Origin of the sequence: Pseudomonas sp. MYb193, assembly GCF_002966775.1 — a bacterium.
Taxonomy (GTDB): Bacteria; Pseudomonadota; Gammaproteobacteria; order Pseudomonadales; family Pseudomonadaceae; genus Aquipseudomonas; species Aquipseudomonas paracarnis.
Map to the genome: position 1 here is coordinate 5,655,663 of NZ_CP023269.1, position 18,259 is coordinate 5,673,921.

The 18,259-nt window shown below is 59.9% G+C and carries 16 protein-coding genes; 6 read left to right on the top strand and 10 right to left on the bottom strand.

Going from position 1 to position 18,259, the window contains the following annotated elements:
* Nucleotides 1-81: 81 nt before the first annotated feature.
* Nucleotides 82-1,524, top strand: coding sequence for a cytosine permease (locus tag CLM72_RS25985; RefSeq protein WP_105228789.1), 1,443 nt, complete (start codon nt 82-84; stop codon nt 1,522-1,524).
* Nucleotides 1,521-2,336, top strand: a complete 816-nt coding sequence (locus CLM72_RS25990; RefSeq protein ID WP_105228790.1) for a nitrilase-related carbon-nitrogen hydrolase — start codon at nt 1,521-1,523, stop codon at nt 2,334-2,336. The genes CLM72_RS25985 and CLM72_RS25990 overlap by 4 nt, the downstream gene beginning before the upstream one ends.
* Nucleotides 2,337-2,339: 3 nt before the next feature.
* Here CLM72_RS25990 and gbcB read toward each other — a convergent pair whose 3' ends face one another.
* On the bottom strand, nt 2,340-3,440 hold the full coding sequence (gene gbcB / locus CLM72_RS25995; RefSeq protein ID WP_014720237.1) for a glycine-betaine demethylase subunit GbcB: 1,101 nt from the start codon (nt 3,438-3,440) through the stop codon (nt 2,340-2,342).
* Nucleotides 3,441-3,722: 282 nt separating this feature from the next.
* Between gbcB and gbcA the strand changes: the two genes are divergently transcribed.
* Nucleotides 3,723-5,018: a glycine-betaine demethylase subunit GbcA gene (gene gbcA / locus CLM72_RS26005; protein ID WP_032894948.1), complete on the top strand. Its 1,296-nt coding sequence runs from the start codon at nt 3,723-3,725 to the stop codon at nt 5,016-5,018.
* Between the two features lie 848 nt (nt 5,019-5,866).
* On the opposite strand, the gene CLM72_RS26010 is transcribed toward gbcA, so the two are convergent.
* The 6 genes from CLM72_RS26010 to CLM72_RS26035 all read right to left on the bottom strand — a co-directional run bounded on the left by CLM72_RS26010 (nt 5,867) and on the right by CLM72_RS26035 (nt 13,648).
* On the bottom strand, nt 5,867-6,643 hold the full coding sequence (locus CLM72_RS26010; protein WP_371920435.1) for an electron transfer flavoprotein subunit beta: 777 nt from the start codon (nt 6,641-6,643) through the stop codon (nt 5,867-5,869).
* A gap of 4 nt (nt 6,644-6,647) precedes the next feature.
* Nucleotides 6,648-7,868, bottom strand: a complete 1,221-nt coding sequence (locus tag CLM72_RS26015; RefSeq protein ID WP_105228791.1) for an electron transfer flavoprotein subunit alpha/FixB family protein — start codon at nt 7,866-7,868, stop codon at nt 6,648-6,650.
* On the bottom strand, nt 7,868-9,811 hold the full coding sequence (gene dgcB / locus CLM72_RS26020; RefSeq protein ID WP_096143762.1) for a dimethylglycine demethylation protein DgcB: 1,944 nt from the start codon (nt 9,809-9,811) through the stop codon (nt 7,868-7,870). The genes CLM72_RS26015 and dgcB overlap by 1 nt, the downstream gene beginning before the upstream one ends.
* 174 nt (nt 9,812-9,985) lie before the next feature.
* On the bottom strand, nt 9,986-12,046 hold the full coding sequence (gene dgcA, locus CLM72_RS26025) for a dimethylglycine demethylation protein DgcA (protein WP_003194876.1): 2,061 nt from the start codon (nt 12,044-12,046) through the stop codon (nt 9,986-9,988).
* Nucleotides 12,047-12,061: 15 nt separating this feature from the next.
* Nucleotides 12,062-12,592 carry a DUF5943 domain-containing protein gene (locus CLM72_RS26030; RefSeq protein WP_008033249.1) on the bottom strand — a complete coding sequence of 177 codons (531 nt, stop codon included), beginning with the start codon at nt 12,590-12,592 and terminating at the stop codon, nt 12,062-12,064.
* Between the two features lie 78 nt (nt 12,593-12,670).
* Nucleotides 12,671-13,648 carry a dipeptidase gene (locus CLM72_RS26035; protein ID WP_032879065.1) on the bottom strand — a complete coding sequence of 326 codons (978 nt, stop codon included), beginning with the start codon at nt 13,646-13,648 and terminating at the stop codon, nt 12,671-12,673.
* Between the two features lie 218 nt (nt 13,649-13,866).
* Between CLM72_RS26035 and CLM72_RS26045 the strand changes: the two genes are divergently transcribed.
* From CLM72_RS26045 to CLM72_RS26055, 3 genes are all read left to right on the top strand, one after another.
* Nucleotides 13,867-14,271 carry a lysozyme inhibitor LprI family protein gene (locus CLM72_RS26045; protein ID WP_034128881.1) on the top strand — a complete coding sequence of 135 codons (405 nt, stop codon included), beginning with the start codon at nt 13,867-13,869 and terminating at the stop codon, nt 14,269-14,271.
* Between the two features lie 71 nt (nt 14,272-14,342).
* Nucleotides 14,343-14,738, top strand: coding sequence for a hypothetical protein (locus tag CLM72_RS26050; protein ID WP_105228792.1), 396 nt, complete (start codon nt 14,343-14,345; stop codon nt 14,736-14,738).
* 241 nt (nt 14,739-14,979) lie between these two features.
* Entirely contained in the window at nt 14,980-15,396 is a 417-nt protein-coding gene (locus CLM72_RS26055; protein WP_105228793.1) for a DUF3010 family protein, read from the top strand.
* A gap of 7 nt (nt 15,397-15,403) precedes the next feature.
* Here the strand turns inward: CLM72_RS26055 and CLM72_RS26060 are convergent, their stop codons facing one another.
* The 3 genes from CLM72_RS26060 to CLM72_RS26070 all read right to left on the bottom strand — a co-directional run bounded on the left by CLM72_RS26060 (nt 15,404) and on the right by CLM72_RS26070 (nt 18,218).
* On the bottom strand, nt 15,404-15,832 hold the full coding sequence (locus tag CLM72_RS26060) for a hypothetical protein (RefSeq protein WP_105228794.1): 429 nt from the start codon (nt 15,830-15,832) through the stop codon (nt 15,404-15,406).
* Nucleotides 15,833-16,020: 188 nt separating this feature from the next.
* Nucleotides 16,021-17,205, bottom strand: a complete 1,185-nt coding sequence (locus tag CLM72_RS26065; RefSeq protein WP_105228795.1) for an ATP-binding protein — start codon at nt 17,203-17,205, stop codon at nt 16,021-16,023.
* Nucleotides 17,206-17,273: 68 nt separating this feature from the next.
* On the bottom strand, nt 17,274-18,218 hold the full coding sequence (locus CLM72_RS26070) for a GlxA family transcriptional regulator (RefSeq protein WP_054898194.1): 945 nt from the start codon (nt 18,216-18,218) through the stop codon (nt 17,274-17,276).
* Nucleotides 18,219-18,259: the final 41 nt, after the last annotated feature.

The following is an 18,259-nucleotide window of genomic DNA, read 5'->3' on the forward strand; positions in this document are numbered from 1 at the left end:
ATTTGCAATTACAGATTCAATCGTACGTTTGCTTGTAAGACTCTTCAGCGATCACTCAATAATAAACAGACCGTGAAGCCTATGAACTTGCCCTGCGACCAAGCGGCAGCTCCCCGTCCCGCGCTGAAAATAGAAACCCGTTCCATCGACTATGTGCCGCGCAACGAACGCCACGGCAAGGTCTGGCATCAGGCGCCGTTCTGGTTCACCGGCAACTTCGTACTCACCACCATGGTTACCGGTTTTACCGGCGCCGCATTGGGGCTGAGCCTGGTATACGCAGTCCTGGCGATTGTCATCGGCGTATGCCTTGGCACGTTCGCCATGGCCTTCCACGCCAACCAGGGACCGCGCATGGGCTTGCCACAGATGATCCAGTCGCGGGCGCAATTCGGCCTGCGCGGAGCCATCGTCCCCTTTATCGCGGTGGTCTTCGTTTACATCGGTTTTAACGTGTTCAACGTGATTCTGGCGACCGACGCCATCAATACCGTGCTGCCCGGCAACCGGGCACCGTGGTATGCCTTGATGATTATCCTGGCAGTGGTGATCGCGGTGATCGGCCATGACCTGTTGCACACCGTGCAACGCTGGCTGACCTACCTGATGATCAGCGTGTTCGCGGTCCTCACGGTCGCTGCCGTAATGACCCTGCAGGCCGACACGGCGGTGGCCGACGCACATTTTTCCTGGTCGGCCTTCCTGATCCAGCTTTCGGCCGCTGCCGGTTACCAGATCAGCTACGCCGTCTACGTTTCGGACTACTCGCGCTACCTGCCCCATAACACGCCGTCACGCAGTGTCATTGCCTGGACCTACCTGGGCGCTGCCGGCTCGGCGCTGTGGCTGATGTCGCTGGGCGCCTTTCTCGCCTCTGCACTGCCCTCGCCGGATGCCATCAGTAGCGTGCAGGCGGTGGGCAACCAACTGCTTCCGGGGTTTGGCACCTTTACCGTGTTGATCGCAGTCCCCGCGCTGGTGGGTATCATGGCGGTCAACTGCTATGGCGCGATGCTCACCGGGATCAGTGCCATTGACGGCTTTGTGCCGATCAAACCACGGATCAAGAGCCGAATCGTCGGGATAAGCCTGGTGGCCGCAGTCATTTTTGTGATCGCCTTGAGCATCCCCGAAAGTTACCTGAGCAGCTTCAACACCTTCGTCCTCTTGATGCTGTATTTCCTTGTGCCTTGGACAGCAGTGAACCTGGCGGATTTCTACGCGGTACGAAAAGGGCGCTACGCAATCAGCGACATTTTCAACCCGGCCGGAATCTATGGTCGCTGGTCGAGCGCAGGGCTTATTGCATATTTCCTCGGCCTGGCGGCGATGGTTCCGTTCATGTCGCTGGGTTTCTATCAGGGGCCGATCAGCGTGATACTGGGCGGCGCCGATATTGCGTTCATCGTCGGCCTGGCGATTGCGGCGGGGGTGTACTGCACAATGAGTCGCCACCTCGACCACGCCACCGAAGCGCGCGCCGTACAAGCCAGTGAACGAGCGTTGGAAGAGGCCTTGCCATGACACCGCTACGCGTCGTTTGTCATCAATTGGCGCCGCGTATCGGCGATACCCGCTATAACAGGGCGCTGACCGAGCACGCGATTCGCGCCGCAGCCGACCGAGACGCCCAGGTAATCGTGCTGCCGGAACTAGTCCAGAGCGGCTATACGTTCACGGACCGGGAGGAAGCCCACAGCGTCTCCGAGACTCTCGACGGCCCGACCTTGGCCCTGTGGAAAAACCTGGGACGTGAGCTGGGGATCATTATCGTCGCAGGCTTCTGCGAGCGTCTGAGCGCGGGCCGGGTTGCCAACAGTGCCGCACTGATCGAGCCTTCGGGGCGGATGACGGTGTATCGCAAGGCCCACCTGTGGGACCGCGAAAAATTGATATTCACCCCCGGTGAGGCGCCACCTCCAGTGGTCGACACTACCGTCGGGCGCATCGGCGTGATGGTCTGCTACGACCTGGAGTTGCCCGAGTGGGTTCGCCTGGCAGCGCTGGCGCAGGCCGACCTGCTCTGCGCGCCGGTGAACTGGCCCGACGGCCCGCGTCCCGTAGGTGAGCGGCCGGCAGAGATCGTACGAGTCCAGGCGAACGCCGCAGTCAACCGCATGTTCATCGCTGCGTGCGACCGCTATGGCGAAGAACGTGGCGTCAATTGGGTAGGCGGTTCAGTCATCGTCGATGCCGATGGCTACCCGCTGGCCGGAGCAGCCTACCACCCGCAGGAACAGCAGTTAGTCGCTGACCTGCCAGTGGCCCAGGCCAGGCACAAGTCTATCAGCGACTACAATCACGTTCACCAGGACCGCCGACCGGGCTTGTACTGACCCTCAGAACTCAATCCGCACATCACCCTTCGGCACACTGCAGCACGACAGAATATAGCCTTCGGCTTCGTCCTCTTCGGTAATCCCGCCGTTGTGCTCCATCTCCACTTCGCCGCCCAGCTTCATGACCTTGCACGTACCGCAGATGCCCATGCCGCAGGCCTTGGGGATCAGCAGGCCGAGCTTGGCCGCCGCGGCGTGCACCGTTTCCCCCGGCGCCACGCGAATGCTCTTGCCGGACGCGATAAACTCCACTTGGTGCAGGTCTGCCAGGTCGATCTCCGGCGCATCCGCCGCTTGCTCGGCCTGCTCCACCGCATCGGCACGGGCTTCGGGCGGTGTCGCGCCAAAGGATTCTTCGTGATAACGCGTCATGTCGAAACCGGCAACTTCCAGCAAACGCTTAACCGCGTTCATGTACGGCGTAGGGCCGCAGCAGAACACTTCGCGCTCCAGGAAGTCCGGCACCATCAGCTCCAGCATCTTGTGGTTCAGATAGCCGCGATACCCGGCCCAAGGCTCGCCCAGGCCGTGTTTTTCGCAAATCAGGTGCAGGCTGAAGTTGTCGATCCGCGACGCCATGTGCTCCAGCTCGCGGTGATAGATGATGTCCTTGGGCGAGCGGGCGCTGTGGATAAAGGTCATGTCGACGTTCGCGTTGGTGTCGTAGAACCAGCGCGCCATGGACATCACCGGCGTGATCCCAACGCCGCCGCTGAGGTAAAGCACTTTCGGGCTCGGGAAGTCGATGGCATTGAACAGCCCGACCGGCCCGTGCACCGCCAGCTCCTGGCCTTCGTGCAAAGTGTCGTGCAGCCAATTGGAAACCCGGCCGCCCGGCACACGCTTGATGGTCACCGAAAAGCTGTAAGGCACCGACGGTGAGCTGGAAATCGTGTACGAGCGCATGATCGGCTGGCCTTCGATTTCCAACTCCAGGGTGACGAATTGCCCCGGCTTGAAAAAGAACAGGATCGGCTGGTCGGCCATGAAGCAGAAGGTGCGCACATCCCAGGTTTCCTGGATGACTTTGACGCAGCGGACGATGTGCCGACCATTGGCCCAGGTCTGGGTGGTTACCGGATTCAGGAAATTATTGGACATGTTGTTCTCCACCGCCGACGTCGGCCTTATGGTGGCGATTCTGCGTAACGCGAGAACCACCCATTTACCTATCTGCGACATTCACATACTTACGGCGACCAGCCCCCAAAGACAGGGGCTTGCGCGTCGGGATCAGATTGGGCCATGTCGCCCATGGATAAGGTTCGACGTTACGCCGGGCCCACACTCGCTCCCAACAAAGACGCGTTCTTTACGCCTTGCACAGCACCAACCGTAGCCACTATTCGCCGGCCACACAGAATGGCCATGAGGACACACACGATGGACGTCACCGCAACCTTAAGCTTGGGCGATCCGCTGGAACCCGCACGCAAGGCCACCGCGCAAATGCTGCAAGAGCGCGAGCGCACTTTTTCGCTGCCGCAGCCGTTCTACTCTGATGAGCGGTTGTTTGATATCGACATGCAGGAGATCTTCCAGAAAGAGTGGTTGATCGCCGGCATGACCTGCGAAATCCCCACCAAGGGCAACTACCTGACCCTGCAAGTGGGCAAAAACCCGATCATCGTGATCCGGGGTGCCGACGGCGTGGTGCATGCGTTCCACAACGTCTGCCGCCACCGTGGCTCGCGCTTGTGCACCAGCGACAAGGGCAAGGTCGCAAAATTGGTATGCCACTACCACCAGTGGACCTATGAGCTGGACGGCCGCCTGCTGTTCGCCGGCACAGAGATGGGCGCCGATTTCGACATGAAGCAGTACGGCCTCAAGCCGGTGAACGTGAAGACTGCTGGCGGCTACATCTTTATCAGCCTGGCCGAAAACCCACCGGCCATTGATGACTTCCTGTCGACGCTCAGCCATTACATGGAGCCCTACGACATGGAGAACACCAAGGTGGCGATCCAGACCACCTTGTTCGAAAAAGCCAACTGGAAGCTGGTGCTGGAAAACAACCGCGAGTGCTACCACTGCAACGCCTCGCACCCGGAACTGCTGAAAACCCTGCTGGAATGGGACGACGTTACCGACCCGCGCGCCGACCAGGCGTTCAAGGATCACGTGGCTGCTTCTGCTGCCGCCTGGGACGCCGAGAAGATCCCTTACGCCCACGCCAGCTTCGGCCTGCGTAACCGCATCGTGCGCATGCCACTGCTCAAGGGCACTGTGTCGATGACCCTGGACGGCAAGCAGGGCTGCGCCAAACTGATGGGCCGCATCAAGAACCCGGACCTGGGCTCGATGCGCATCCTGCACCTGCCGCACTCCTGGAACCACTGCATGGGCGACCACATCATTGTGTTCACCGTGTGGCCCATCAGCGCCCAGGAAACCATGGTTACCACCAAGTGGATCGTGCACAAAGACGCCGTGGAAGGCGTGGACTACGACGTGGAACGCATGCGCCAGGTGTGGGATGCCACCAACGACCAGGACCGCCGCCTGGCCGAAGAGAACCAGCGCGGCATCAACTCCACCGCTTACCAGCCAGGCCCTTACTCCAAAACCTATGAGTTTGGCGTGGTGAATTTTGTGGATTGGTACAGCGAGCGGATGTTGAGCAACCTGGGCGCGGCGCCAGCGCCTTATCTCAAAGGCGTAGCTGCTCACGAATAACGCTTGTGTGGGAGCGGGCTTGCCCGCGATGGCATTGTGTCTGTCAAAGCCCGTATTGGCTGACAGACCGCTATCGCAGGCAAGCCAGCTCCCACATTTGGACAGATTAACTGTTCAAAATTCGATCAACTCCGATACAGCCCTTTACCACCCTGCCCTCCAGCCTTTCCCCAACAACTTATCCACAGAGCCACCCACAGCAATTGTGGGCAAGTGCGCCGCGCTCGCAAATTAAATCAAGAAAATCCGTGACTTATTCAAACTTGCGGGTTTTATCTTGAGCTGCTCATTTATTGATCAAGCCTCCAAGAGCCTTGATTAGCGTGGCTTGCAGCGGTAAGCGAACACCTTATCCACAGATGCACCAACAGACTTTGGGGGCAACTTTTTCCGGGTTGTGGAAAAGCCCTTTAAACCCTCATGAATCGGGGATATCCAGCCGTTTAAACGGCGAATAAGTGAGATCTGATCAATTATTGACCAACCCCTCGAAGACCACGCTTTACAAGGCCTGTAGCGGATAGCGAACATCTTATCCACAAAAGCGCCAACAGACTTTGGGGGCAAGTCGAGGCCTCAAGCCGGTGAAAACCCGAGCAAAAACCGTAAGTTAGGTTGGTTGTTTTTCGTACAGAGGGCTGCAGAGCTTGATATGCCGGGCTTGTGGACACCCGCGAACAGGTTATCCACAGGCGGATCAACAGGCATTGTGGGTAAGCCCAACATAAAGCAGGGAAATGTGGGAGCGGGCTTGCCCGCGATTGCAATACGTCAACGGCTGCATGGGTTGCTGACCCACCGCTATCGCAGGCAAGCCAGCTCCCAAAAGGTTTGGTGGTGGTCAGGGTTCAGCGTACGACGCCCTCTTCTACCAGAAGCTTGAGAATCGCTTGCGCGCCCTCTTCAGCGCTCACGCCCTTGAGCACCTGCCCACCGCCGCCACTGGCCTTGGCCGTTGCGGCTTTCATACGGTCAGCACCACTCTTGGCCTTGATCACCTTGAGGCGCTTTGGCCGTGGCTTGGCCGGCTGCAGCAGTGCGCCTGTGAATAACTCGTCGTGTTCAATCTCGACGTCATGAGCTGCCAGCTCACCCCGTTGCGCCGGGCCGTAGGCGCTCTGGCGTGGCTTGGGCGCGGCGTTATCCACAGTGGCGAGAAACGGCAGGCGCACCTTCAAGCGCCGTCGCTGGCCGCGAGGCAGCGCCTGCAGCACCAGGGCTACGCCGGCGTCGATGGACTCCACCTGGGCCAGCCCCACAATCAGCGGCCAGCCCAGTTGCTCGGCCAAGAGGAACGGCAGCATTCCCGAACCTTCGCCGGTTTCTGCCTGGCTCCCGGTCAGTACCACTTGAGCACCGGCGTCGCGCAGATACTCACAGAGCACCGGCAAGGCATCCGAGCCGGCCGGCTGCTCCAATACCTGCAGTTGCGGCAGGCCCATGCCCAGGTAGCTGCGCAGGGTCGGCTCGCTGACATCACCAGCGTGCAGCACCTGCAACTTATCCCCAGCCAGTTGCAGCCCCAGCTCAACCGCGCGCGCGTCCTGCTCGGCGCGGCGGGGTCGTCCGGAAGTGGGGTGAGCGCCGATGGACACCAGGCTGAATACAGTGTTCGTCATGGTCATATCCTCAGGCTGCATCGCGCTTGGCGCCGTTGCGGTAGGTTTCGACCGCCGCGATCAAGGCGTGCAGTATCGCGGCGCTTTCGCCGATCACCGACAGGTCGGCACGCTTGATCATGTCGCACCCTGGGTCGAGGTTGATCGCCACCACCTTGTCGCAGGCACCGATGCCTTGCAGGTGCTGGATCGCCCCGGAAATGCCCACCGCCACGTACACCCGCGCAGTGACCCAGGTTCCGCTGGCGCCGACCTGGCGATCACGCGCCATGAAGCCATCGTCCACTGCCACCCGCGAGGCGCCTTCGGTAGCGCCCAGGGCCGCGGCGGTCTGGTGGAACAGCGCCCAATCCTTCACGCCGTTGCCACCGGAGAAAATGAACTCTGCCTCGGCCATCGGAATCGCTGCCGGATCGACCGCCACCGCGCCGAGGTCTTCGATACGAGGCAAACTGCGCGCCAGGCTTGTGGATAACTCCACGGGCAAGACTTCGTGGCGGGTCTCGCTGACCGGATCGGCACATTCGGCGGCAGCGAGGATCAGACGGGGCAACGGCCGCGCCAGGTCTTCCTGGCCGGCACCGGCACGGCCGATGCATTCCTCGCCCTTGATCTGCCACACCCGCGTCGCCGGGCGTTCCTTGAGGCTGGCGGCAAAGCGTCGCCCCAGCTCACCACCACCGCTGCGGCTGTCTGGCAGCAACCAGTGGCGCGGGCTGAATTGGTTATCCACAGCGCGCAGGCCCTGCACGCGTTGCTCCGGTGCATAACCCTCGAACTCATGCCCCTCCAGCACCAGCAGACGGTCGACGCCCGCCGTGGCAAACGCGCTTTCCTTGTGTTCACCGAATACCACCGCCAACACCGCGCCCTCACTGCCGGCCAGTTGACGCGCCAGACCAAGCAGGTCGCGGTCGTGGCTGCTCAGGCGGCCGCCGACCATGTCCGGCACCACGTTGATGTAGAACGCCGGAGCCGGCACCTGATGCAGCGGCAATTGCACTTCCACTGCCGCGGTACGCTTGGCCGCGCCGCCCTGCTGGGCACCGCTGCGGTCGATGCGCTTGATGCCGTTGGGCCCGATAAAACCGACACCATGCACGTTTTTGCGAATGATGCCGTTGGGCCCCATCCAGCTGTGTTGCACCGGCTGCATCGCCGCGTGCAACGGGTGCAGGCGGTTACGGGCGATCCATTCGGCCCGGGGGTCGCGGCGGATAATATCGCTCATTAGTGCACCTCCGCAGGTTCACGCTTGACGGGGGCTTTGGCCGGCGCGGCGTCTTCAAGCAACGCGTCGGCTACCAGTTCGGCGATGTCCTTGATCAACGGGCGCGGTTCGACCACGCCTTCAAGCATCGCCGTGCATTGCGGGCAACCCACGGCCACCAGTTCGGCACCGGTCTCGCGGATGTCGTCCATACGCATATCGGGGATACGTTGCTTGCCGGGGATGTCGGTGATCGGCGCACCGCCACCGCCACCGCAGCAGCGTGAACGGAAGCCCGAGCGTTGCATTTCCTTGACCTCGATACCCAAAGCCCGCAGCACTTGCCGCGGCGCCTCGTATTCGCCGTTGTAGCGGCCCAGGTAGCACGGGTCGTGGTAGGTCACGCTGTTGCCTTTGTGCTGGCCCAGGTTCAGCGCGCCCTCGCCGATCAGCTCGGCCATGAAGGTGCTGTGGTGCTGCACGCGGTAGTTGCCGTTGAAGGCGCCGTATTCGTTTTTCAGCACATGGAAGCTGTGCGGATCGCAGGTGACTATGCGCTTGAAGCTGTACTTGGCCAGGGTCTGGATATTGCGCGTGGCCAGCAACTGGAATGTCGCTTCGTCACCGAGGCGCCGCGCCACGTCACCGCTGTCGCGTTCTTCCAGGCCGAGCACGGCGAAATCGACCTTGGCGGCCTTGAGCACTTTGACGAAAGCGCGCAGGGTACGCTGGTTACGCATGTCGAAGGCGCCATCGCCGACCCAGAACAGCACATCGCAACTGCCTTTGTCGCTGAGCAACGGCAGGTTCAGGTCTGCCGCCCAGTTCAGACGACCACCAGGGGCAAACCCGCCGGGGTTGTCGGTAGCGATCAGGTTTTCTAGGACTTCAGCGCCCTTGTTCGGCGTGGCGCCTTTCTCCAGGGTGAGGTGGCGACGCATGTCGACAATGGCGTCCACGTGCTCGATCATCATCGGGCACTCTTCCACGCAGGCGCGGCAGGTGGTGCACGACCACAGGGTCTCGGCGTCCACCAGGCCGTTGACGATCGGCTGGTGCGGGTTGCCGCCGTGTTCGCCCACCGGTTTGCCGGGGTACGGGCTGCCGGCAAACTTGGCATCGGTGCCACCGGCCAAACCGACCACCATGTCCTGAATGAGTTTTTTCGGGTTCAGTGGCTGGCCGGCAGCAAACGCCGGGCACGCCGCTTCGCACTTGCCGCACTGCACGCAGGCGTCGAAGCCGAGCAGTTGGTTCCAGGTGAAGTCCTTGGGTTTTTCCACGCCCAGCGGCGCGGTTTTATCGCTCAGGTCCAAGGGTTTCAAACCGGTGGAGCGGCCGCCGCCAAAGCGTTCGGCGCGACGGTGCCAGGCCAGGTGCAGGGCTCCGGCAAACGCGTGTTTCATCGGCCCGCCCCAAGTCATGCCGAAGAACATCTCGGACACGCCCCACAACACGCCCACGCTCAGCAATGCCGCAAGCAGCCAGCCGCCGAAATCGGCGGGCAGAATCCCGGCCACCGGCAAGGTCACCAGGAAGAAGCTCACCGAGAAGGCCATCAGGCTTTTCGGCAGGCGCATCCACGGGCCTTTGGACAGGCGGGCAGGCGGATTGCGGCGGCGCAGGTACATGAAGATCGCGCCGACAAACATCAATGTCGACGCCAGCAGCAGGGCATAACCAAGAATGCGGCTCTGCAGGCCGAAACCGTGCACCACAATCGCCAGCAGCGCCGACAGCACAAAGCCCAGCGCCGTCGCTACGTGGGTATTGGCGATGTATTTGTCACGGGCGACCACGTGGTGCAGGTCGACCATGTAACGCTTGGGCATGGCCAAGAGGCCACCCAGCAGGTCGACTTTGGATGAGCGGCCACGACGCCACATGTTCACCCGGCGCAAGGCGCCGAGGACGGCGAGGCCCAGGGCGGCAAACAAGAGAATAGGCAGCAAGGTATTCAACATGGTGAAGCTCCCACAGACCACACAGGTCTTGCATGGGGGCCGGATCAATGTGGGAGCTGGCTTGCCTGCGATGGCATCGACTCGGTCTCACTCAAGACCGAGTCGCCTGCATCGCGGGCAAGCCCGGCTCCCACACTGGTCAGCTCCCACATTCAGACCGGGTCCACTTTCGGCTTAGAAATCCTTGCACAAGCGCAGGGCGTCATAGATGGCGGCGTGGGTATTGCGCTGGGCCACACAATCACCAATGCGGAACAGCAAGTACCCCTCGCCCGCCTCGCTCAGGCATGGCTGCGGCTTGATCGCAAACAGCGCTTCAACGTCGATCTGGCCCTTGTTGCGCGAACCTTCCTTGAGCCCGTAGTAAATGGCCTCGTCCGGACGCACGCCGTTCTCCACCACGACCTGGTCGACCACCCGCTCCTCTTTGGCGCCGGTGTATTCGTTCTCCAGCACGGCCACCAGCTTGTCGCCCTCGCGGTAGACCTTTTCCAGCATCATGTCGCCGGTCATGATCACTTCCTTGGGGTACATGCTGCGGTAGTACGTGGGGAACGACGTACCGCCGATTGCCACGCCCGGCTTGATGTCGTCGGTGACGATCTCCACCTGGCTGCCTTTGTCGGCCAGGAAGTCGGCCACCGACATGCCGGTGAATTCACAGATGGTGTCGTACACCAGCACGTTCTTGCCAGGCAGCACCTTGCCGTCGAGCACGTCCCAACTGCTCACCACCAAGCCTTCGGCGGCGCCCCAGTGTTCGTTCTGCTCGATGAACGGATGCCCGCCCACCGCCAGCACCACCACGTCCGGACGCACGTCCAGGATGGTCTCGGCATCGGCTGCAACACCCAGGCGCAGGTCGACTTTCAAACGCGCCAGTTCCAGTTGATACCAACGGGTGATACCGGCGATCTGGTCACGCTGCGGCGCTTTCGATGCCGTGGTGATTTGCCCGCCGATAAACTCTTTTTTCTCGAACAGCGTCACGTCGTGGCCACGTTCAGCCGCCACGCGCGCGGCTTCCATCCCGGCCGGGCCGGCCCCCACTACAACCACCTTGCGCTTGGGCCCGGTGGACTTCTCGATGATGTGCGGCACGCCCATGTATTCACGGGAGGTCGCGGCGTTCTGGATGCACAGCACATCCAGGCCTTGGTACTGGCGGTCGATGCAGTAGTTGGCGCCCACGCACTGCTTGATCTGGTCGATCTGGCCCATCTTGATCTTGGCGATCAGGTGCGGGTCGGCGATGTGCGCACGGGTCATGCCGACCATGTCCACATAGCCGCCTTCCAGAATGCGCGTGGCCTGGTTCGGGTCCTTGATGTTCTGCGCGTGCAGCACCGGAACCTTGACCACTTCCTTGATGCCGGCCGCCAGGTGCAGGAACGGCTCCGGCGGGTAGCTCATGTTCGGGATGACGTTGGCCAGGGTGTTGTGGGTGTCGCAACCCGAGCCCACCACGCCGATGAAATCGAGCATGCCGGTGTCATCGTAGTACTTGGCGATTTGCTTCATGTCCTCGTGGGACAAGCCGTCCGGGTGGAACTCGTCACCGCACAGGCGCATGCCCACACAGAAGTCATCCCCCACTTCGGCACGCACGGCCTTCAACACTTCCAGGCCGAACTTCATGCGGCCCTCGAAGCTGCCGCCCCACTCGTCGGTACGCTTGTTGACCCGCGGGCTCCAGAACTGGTCGATCATGTGCTGGTGCACGGCCGACAATTCCACCCCGTCCAGGCCACCGGCCTTGGCCCGACGCGCTGCCTGGGCGTAGTTGCCAATCACACGCCAGATTTCTTCCGGCTCGATGGTCTTGCAGGTGGCACGGTGCACCGGCTCACGCACACCGGACGGCGACATCAGGGTCGGCCAGTTGAAGCCGTCCCAACGCGAGCGCCGGCCCATGTGGGTAATCTGGATCATGATCTTGGCGCCATGCTTGTGCATGGCATCGGCCAGATTCTGGAAGTGCGGGATGATGCGGTCGGTGGACAGGTTCACCGACGCCCACCATTCCTGCGGGCTGTCGATGGCCACCACGGAGGAGCCACCGCAGATCGCCAGGCCAATACCGCCCTTGGCTTTCTCTTCGTAGTACTTCACATAGCGGTCGGTGGTCATGCCGCCGTCGGTGGCATACACCTCGGCATGCGCAGTGCTGAGCACCCGGTTGCGGATGGTCAGTTTGCCGATCTGGATCGGCTGGAACATTGCTTCGAAAGCCATGGCACGGTCCTCGGCTTACAACGGTTTGACGGTGAACAAACCATCATCGTGGCCCTCTTCGGAGCCTCCGTAGACTTGTTCGGCGACAGTGCGAATCTTGCTGCCACGCGCTTGAAGGATCTGGTCCATGGCGCCGGCAAACCAGCCGGTGAACATGTAGTCCACCTTGCGGCCGACCTTGCCGTACACGTAGACGAACGCCGAGTGTTCCAGCTTGACGCTGGCGGTGCCTTTGTCCAGGTCGATGTCCTGGATCTTGAACAGGCCCCAGCCGCGTTGCGACAGGCGCTTCATGTAGTGTTCGAACACCGCGACGCCTTCCAGGCCGTGGCATTCAGCTTCTTTTTCACACCAGTGCCAGGCGGATTTGTAGCCGGCCTTGTAGAGGATCTCGGCGTAGGCGTCGGCCCCCAGCACTTCTTCGATACCCATGTGGTTGTTGACGAAGAAATGGCGTGGCACGTACAGCATCGGCAGGGCGTCGGAGGTCCAGACACCGGTTTCGCTGTCGACTTCAATTGGCAATTGCGGGGCGATCTTGGCCATGGAAACTTAACTCCAGAAAATTCGTTTTGATGCCCGCCACGCGGATGGCGGCGGGTGAAGGATTAAGCGAGCAGTGGCTTATTCGCCCCAGACGTCCTTGAGCACGTTGACCCAGTTCTCGCCCATGATCTTGCGCACCACGCGCTCGCTGTGGCCGCGCTTGAGCAGGGTCTCGGTGAGGTTGGGGAACTCACCCACGGTGCGGATGCCCAGCGGGTTGATGATCTTGCCGAAGCTGGTCAGGCGGCGGGCGTAGCCCTTGTCATGGGTGAGCATTTCGAAGAAATCCTGGCCATGGCCCTGGGTGAAGTCGGTGCCGATGCCGATGGCGTCTTCGCCGACGATGTTCATGGTGTATTCGATGGCTTCGGCGTAGTCGTCGATGGTCGAGTCGATGCCCTTGGCCAGGAACGGCGCGAACATGGTCACGCCGACAAAACCGCCATGGTCGGCGATGAACTTCAGCTCTTCATCGGACTTGTTGCGCGGGTGCTCTTTAAGCCCGGACGGTAGGCAGTGGGAGTAGCACACCGGCTTTTTCGATTCGAGGATGACCTCTTCGCTGGTCTTGGAGCCCACGTGGGACAGGTCGCACATGATGCCGACGCGGTTCATCTCGGCGACGATCTCGCGACCGAAACCCGACAGGCCGCCATCACGCTCGTAGCAGCCGGTGCCCACCAGGTTCTGGGTGTTGTAGCACATCTGCACCACCCCCACGCCGAGCTGCTTGAAGATCTCGACATAGCCGAGCTGGTCCTCAAAGGCATGGGCATTCTGGAAGCCGAAGATGATGCCGGTCTTGCCCTGCTCCTTGGCGCGGCGGATGTCGGCGGTGGTTTTCACCGGGATCACCAGGTCGCTGTTCTCACGGATCAGGGTCTGGCTGGCGACAATGTTATTGATCGTGGCCTGGAAGCCTTCCCACACCGACACCGTGCAGTTGGCGGCGGTGAGGCCACCTTTGCGCATGTCTTCGAACAGGTCGCGGTTCCACTTGGCAATAATCAGACCGTCGATAACGATGCTGTCGGCGTGCAACTCGGCTGGGCTCATCAGGCGTCCCCTTATTGGCGATTCATGCGCCGAATCGTCTGCCGGCGCTTTGGGGCCAGCATATGCCCAGGGACCGACGGAGCCGGGTGCAAAAACGACAGGGGAATTGCCGAAAGCGTCAATCCGCGACAAAGCCTGTGAAGACAGGCCCCACGGTCGGCTGTTCTTTGTCTTACGCTTGAGCCAGAATTGCGCATCACGTGATATGAGACGGCGCAATGAAATCGATTTTCCTGGCTTTGGCACTCATCGCAACCACCGCCCACGCGGCCGAAGACACCGACAGCACGCCGTGCGACGGTATCGAGAACGACCAGCAAACCTTGGAATGCGCCACCTACAACAAGACCACCGCCGAGCAATTGCTCAAAGATAATTATCAGGGGTTGCTGGAGCGCATGGGTTCGACCTACGGCAGCGACAAGACCAAACTGGCGGACATTACCGCCCGTCTGAAGGACGCACAGCAGAAGTGGGAAAAACTGCGCGACGCCGATTGTGCAGTGGACACCTTCCCGGCAGTGACCGGCACCAAGGCCTATGCGATTGCGCACAACGACTGCCTGGCGCGCATGAGTGATGAGCGGTCGGAGTTTTTGGAGTCGATTGGCCAAGAACAGTAACTATATTCCTACACTAGAAGCGTCCCACTGTCGCTTTTCGCTACCTGACGCTGACTTAAGGAATTTTCGGCATGCAATGGCTTCCATCCCCACCCACCGACAATATTTATAAGTTGCTTGCTGTATTTGGTTTATGGCTAATTGCAGGTGCGCTGACACTGGTGTCTATTTTTTCTTATCTGGACTACAGATTCCAAAAAGAAACACGCGAGGAAAGCCACCATTCGCAAACGGAGCAAATGGTAAACGACTTCACCAAACGCATTGGAGCACTTGAGAAAGGCACACCGGAGCTGCATAAAATCGCAGATCTGCCGGATTCATTCAACAACGACGTCACCTTCCTGAAGAACAGCCTCGTTATACAAGAAAGAAAACTTTCTACATACAAAGAACGAGAGAAAGATAACCTCGACACGTTCATGGACTATCTGCTCGTCCACGAAAAGAGTTTTATATTTTCATAGGTCTGTACGCGACGCTCACGTCACTGTGCACGGTGATAGGTTTTAGCCGCTGGTTTCAGAAAATACAAAAGCCCGGCGAAGTACTGAATGAGCTAGATATTAAAATCAAAGAAGCAAGCTTATTGAAACTTAAGATAGAAATTTCCCAACTTCAACCAATGAGCAAGACAATAGAGCAGCTCTTTGAATTGCATTTCAATAAGCCCTTTCCTGAAGCCTCTCCCTCGTAAAGGACCCGCTCATGACCATCTGCGGCATCGAAATCAAAGGCAGCGAAGCCATCATCGCCGTCGCCTCCCTGGACAACCAGACGCTGACCCACGTCGCCCTGGCCACCAAGAAAATCGTCCTTGAAGACGACGATGATGCAGCCAACGTCAAAGCCTTCGCCGCCCAGGTGAAGGCGTTCGTTCAAGCCAACGGCATCACGCGCATTGCCATCAAGAAACGCAGTAAAAAAGGCGAGTTCGCCGGTGGCCCGACGACGTTCAAGATCGAAGGGGTGTTTCAGTTGCTGGATGGGGTGGAGGTGACGCTGCTGTCGCCGCAGACCATCAATGCACAGAACAAGAAGCACAGCTTTGATCTGCCGACGACGTTGAACAAGTATCAGCATGAAGCTTATAAAACAGCCTGTTCAACCCTGATGAAAAAGTAACTACCCATCAGCTTTTGACGCAGTGTTCCAAGCCGTGACCACCGCTTTCGTATTCAGGCGTGTAGTAGTACTTAACGAAAGACACTTTGCCCTCCGGGGTTGACGTCATTTGTGCGACCCCCACGCCGAAGTCTTTCAAGACAGGGTCGGTGTGAGCAAAATAAACGCCCAGCGCATCCGAAGTCCCTGCGGCCATTCCGTCATAACGGGACTTGTCTTCCAAGGTCAAGGTGAAGGTGTAGGCGGCGTACTTGCCAGTGCTTTGCTTGGCGTCGAGCGCCATATCAACAACACCCTTATAGCTGCCTATATGTTTATCCTGGCCGGTACATTCATAGCGCCCGCTGTAGTCGGCTCCGGTGAAAGGTGCAGACGCCTGGACTGCCCACACCGGGGTGGTCGCGAACGCGATGACAGTAACTAGTTTTCTAAGCATGCCAACCTCTTCTGGTTAAGTAGTGGCTTCCTGGCCTGCGCGCTTCATTTCAAAAGCATTTGGTCAAGAGCCACTTCTAAGACCCATAGGACGTTAGCAGTCCTTGGCTATAAGTCTCCGTTAGCGATGAAAAAAAGAAACTTCCTACACCTTCCATGATTCCCTTATAAACTGCGCTACATCGGGTTTCACTCGTTAGTCGGTATGCGGGTTTTGTGCAGCAGCCAATCCCCGAACGACTTGTCTTCCAGGGCATACCCTCCCCGGCTCGACTTCCATACCAATTCCTTGTCGCGCAGGGCATCGATACAGGCCTGAATGGTCTGGGTCCCGGGCACCACATCGCTGCGCATAACCTCCAATGCCTTGCTGACTGCGGTAATCGTGCTGTCGGTAAACGGCGCAAATGGCTCATTGCTTTGCGAACGCACCACCATCACCTGCAACACCGCACGCTGCGGGATGGTCAGGGCGTTCCAGGCGCTTTCGAACTCGGTCCATACACCCGCGCGCAGCAGTTCTGCGCGACTGTGCAGCAGTTGGCCAAGATTGCTCGCCTCGCCCAGCTCCAATGCGACTTCACCGATGATCGTGCGCAACATCTCGGGACGCCGACCTACCAGCTCAAACGCCTCATCAATGTCAGCCGCGTTGAATTGGTTGTTCTTGGCCAGGTGCGCGTTGAGGTGCACGGTGTAGGCCTGGGTGAACGCTTTGCCCAGCAGCGGAAACGGCGTGATGCTGGAACCGAAGAATGGCTGGCTTTTACCCAATACCAGATGGGCGAGTTTGTCGCGATTGGAGCCGGTAAACACCAGGCGCAAACCGCTGCCCTCCTCGTCACGGCCTTGGTTGAGCTGATCCCGGGCAGCCTTCAACGCGAACATCGCATTGATACCTGACTCGGTGGTTAATGCGTGCTGTGCTTCGTCAATCACCAGTACAACGGGTTTTTCTGCAGCCCTATGGAGCAATTCCAACGCTTGGGTCAGCGTCGCACCGACAGGCAATTGTGGCTTGGTAAAGTCCCACGAAAGCGTACGCAGAAAGCTTAGTTTCTCGATGCCAATGCTCTTTGCCAGTTTGCGAATGCCCTTTTCAAACGGCACCAACGCCCCCGCAATGGCACCTGCGATCAGCTCGGCGGGGTCTTTTTCCTTGTCGGCCCACAGGTCGACATACACCGCCAGCCAGCCCCGCAGCTGACATTCCGGAATCAGGTCTTCGCGCAGAAAAGTGCTTTTGCCCGTGCGTCGGGGCGCCGCGAGAAACAGACCGGAGGTGAAATCCTGAATACCGGCCCCCACCAGGCCATCGGCAATACTGCTTGCCAGGGTGGGGCGGCGAAACACAAAGCCGCTGAGTTTGGACATGGTTTTATACTCAATTATGGAAAGCACTATAAATTATAGTGAAGAGTATAATTGACTATAATTGTCCGTCAAACCACCTCCCGTCGCCGATCCTCCCGCGGGCATTTGGCAAACCTTGCGCGATAGCTCCTGGTGAAATACGACGGTGACTCAAACCCGCACGCAATACTCACTTCCAGCACGCTCATGTCGCTCTGGCGCAGCAGTTTGCGGGCTTTTTCCAGGCGCAGGCCCAGGTAGAAATTGCTCGGCGTATCGTTCAGGTGCAGGCGAAACAGCCGCTCCAGTTGGCGTCGGGTGACCTTGATCGTTTCGGCCAGGGCCAAGGTGCTCAGGGGCGGTTCGGTGTGCTGTTCCATTTCGCCGATCACGTGCACCAGTTTCTTGTTATTGATGCCGTAGCGCGTGGCGATCTGCATGCGCTGGTGGTCCTTGCGGGGGCGGATGCGGCCGAGTACGAATTGCTCGGAAACCTGGATCGCCAGCTCCGGGCCGTGGGCCTGAGCGATGAGATCGAGCATCAAGTCGATGGACGCGGTGCCGCCGGCGCAGGTGATGCGGCGCCGGTCGATTTCGAACAGTTCCTGGGTCACGCTCAGGTGCGGATAGGCCTCCTTGAAGGCGTCGATGGCTTCCCAGTGCAAGGTCAGGCGGTGGCCGTCAAGCAAGCCCGCCTCGGCCAGCACGCAGGCGCCGGTGTCGATGGCACCGAGGGTCACACCCTCATGGTCGAGGCGGCGCAGCCAATGCTCCAGGGCGGGCGTGGCGAACTGCAGGGGTTCGAAGCCGGCCACCACCAGTAAGGTCGCGCCTTTTTTCAACGGTTCCAGCGCGGCATCGGCGTTGACCGACATGCCGTTGCTCGCCAGTACCGCGCCGCCATCGGCACTCAAGATGTGCCAGCGGTACAGCTCGCCGCGAAAGCGATTGGCCACGCGTAACGGTTCCAGCGCGGAGATAAAACCGAGGGCCGAGAACCCCGGCATCAGCAAGAAATAGACATCCTGGGACATGGTGGCGCTCTCGTCGTACGGGCAGCGTGCTCACTGTGATA

What these genes read in the sequence shown, in the direction of transcription:
- gbcB (WP_014720237.1), bottom strand. Translation starts at nt 3,440, where the DNA reads ATGTCCAATAATTTCCTGAATCCGGTAACCACCCAGACCTGGGCCAAT.
- CLM72_RS26060 (WP_105228794.1), bottom strand. Translation starts at nt 15,832, where the DNA reads ATGCTTAGAAAACTAGTTACTGTCATCGCGTTCGCGACCACCCCGGTG.
- CLM72_RS26010 (WP_371920435.1), bottom strand. Translation starts at nt 6,643, where the DNA reads ATGACCATGACGAACACTGTATTCAGCCTGGTGTCCATCGGCGCTCAC.
- CLM72_RS26050 (WP_105228792.1), top strand. Translation starts at nt 14,343, where the DNA reads ATGCAATGGCTTCCATCCCCACCCACCGACAATATTTATAAGTTGCTT.
- gbcA (WP_032894948.1), top strand. Translation starts at nt 3,723, where the DNA reads ATGGACGTCACCGCAACCTTAAGCTTGGGCGATCCGCTGGAACCCGCA.
- CLM72_RS26070 (WP_054898194.1), bottom strand. Translation starts at nt 18,218, where the DNA reads ATGTCCCAGGATGTCTATTTCTTGCTGATGCCGGGGTTCTCGGCCCTC.
- CLM72_RS26055 (WP_105228793.1), top strand. Translation starts at nt 14,980, where the DNA reads ATGACCATCTGCGGCATCGAAATCAAAGGCAGCGAAGCCATCATCGCC.
- dgcB (WP_096143762.1), bottom strand. Translation starts at nt 9,811, where the DNA reads ATGTTGAATACCTTGCTGCCTATTCTCTTGTTTGCCGCCCTGGGCCTC.
- CLM72_RS26035 (WP_032879065.1), bottom strand. Translation starts at nt 13,648, where the DNA reads ATGAGCCCAGCCGAGTTGCACGCCGACAGCATCGTTATCGACGGTCTG.
- CLM72_RS26065 (WP_105228795.1), bottom strand. Translation starts at nt 17,205, where the DNA reads ATGTCCAAACTCAGCGGCTTTGTGTTTCGCCGCCCCACCCTGGCAAGC.
- CLM72_RS25990 (WP_105228790.1), top strand. Translation starts at nt 1,521, where the DNA reads ATGACACCGCTACGCGTCGTTTGTCATCAATTGGCGCCGCGTATCGGC.
- CLM72_RS26015 (WP_105228791.1), bottom strand. Translation starts at nt 7,868, where the DNA reads ATGAGCGATATTATCCGCCGCGACCCCCGGGCCGAATGGATCGCCCGT.
- CLM72_RS26030 (WP_008033249.1), bottom strand. Translation starts at nt 12,592, where the DNA reads ATGGCCAAGATCGCCCCGCAATTGCCAATTGAAGTCGACAGCGAAACC.
- dgcA (WP_003194876.1), bottom strand. Translation starts at nt 12,046, where the DNA reads ATGGCTTTCGAAGCAATGTTCCAGCCGATCCAGATCGGCAAACTGACC.
- CLM72_RS26045 (WP_034128881.1), top strand. Translation starts at nt 13,867, where the DNA reads ATGAAATCGATTTTCCTGGCTTTGGCACTCATCGCAACCACCGCCCAC.
- CLM72_RS25985 (WP_105228789.1), top strand. Translation starts at nt 82, where the DNA reads ATGAACTTGCCCTGCGACCAAGCGGCAGCTCCCCGTCCCGCGCTGAAA.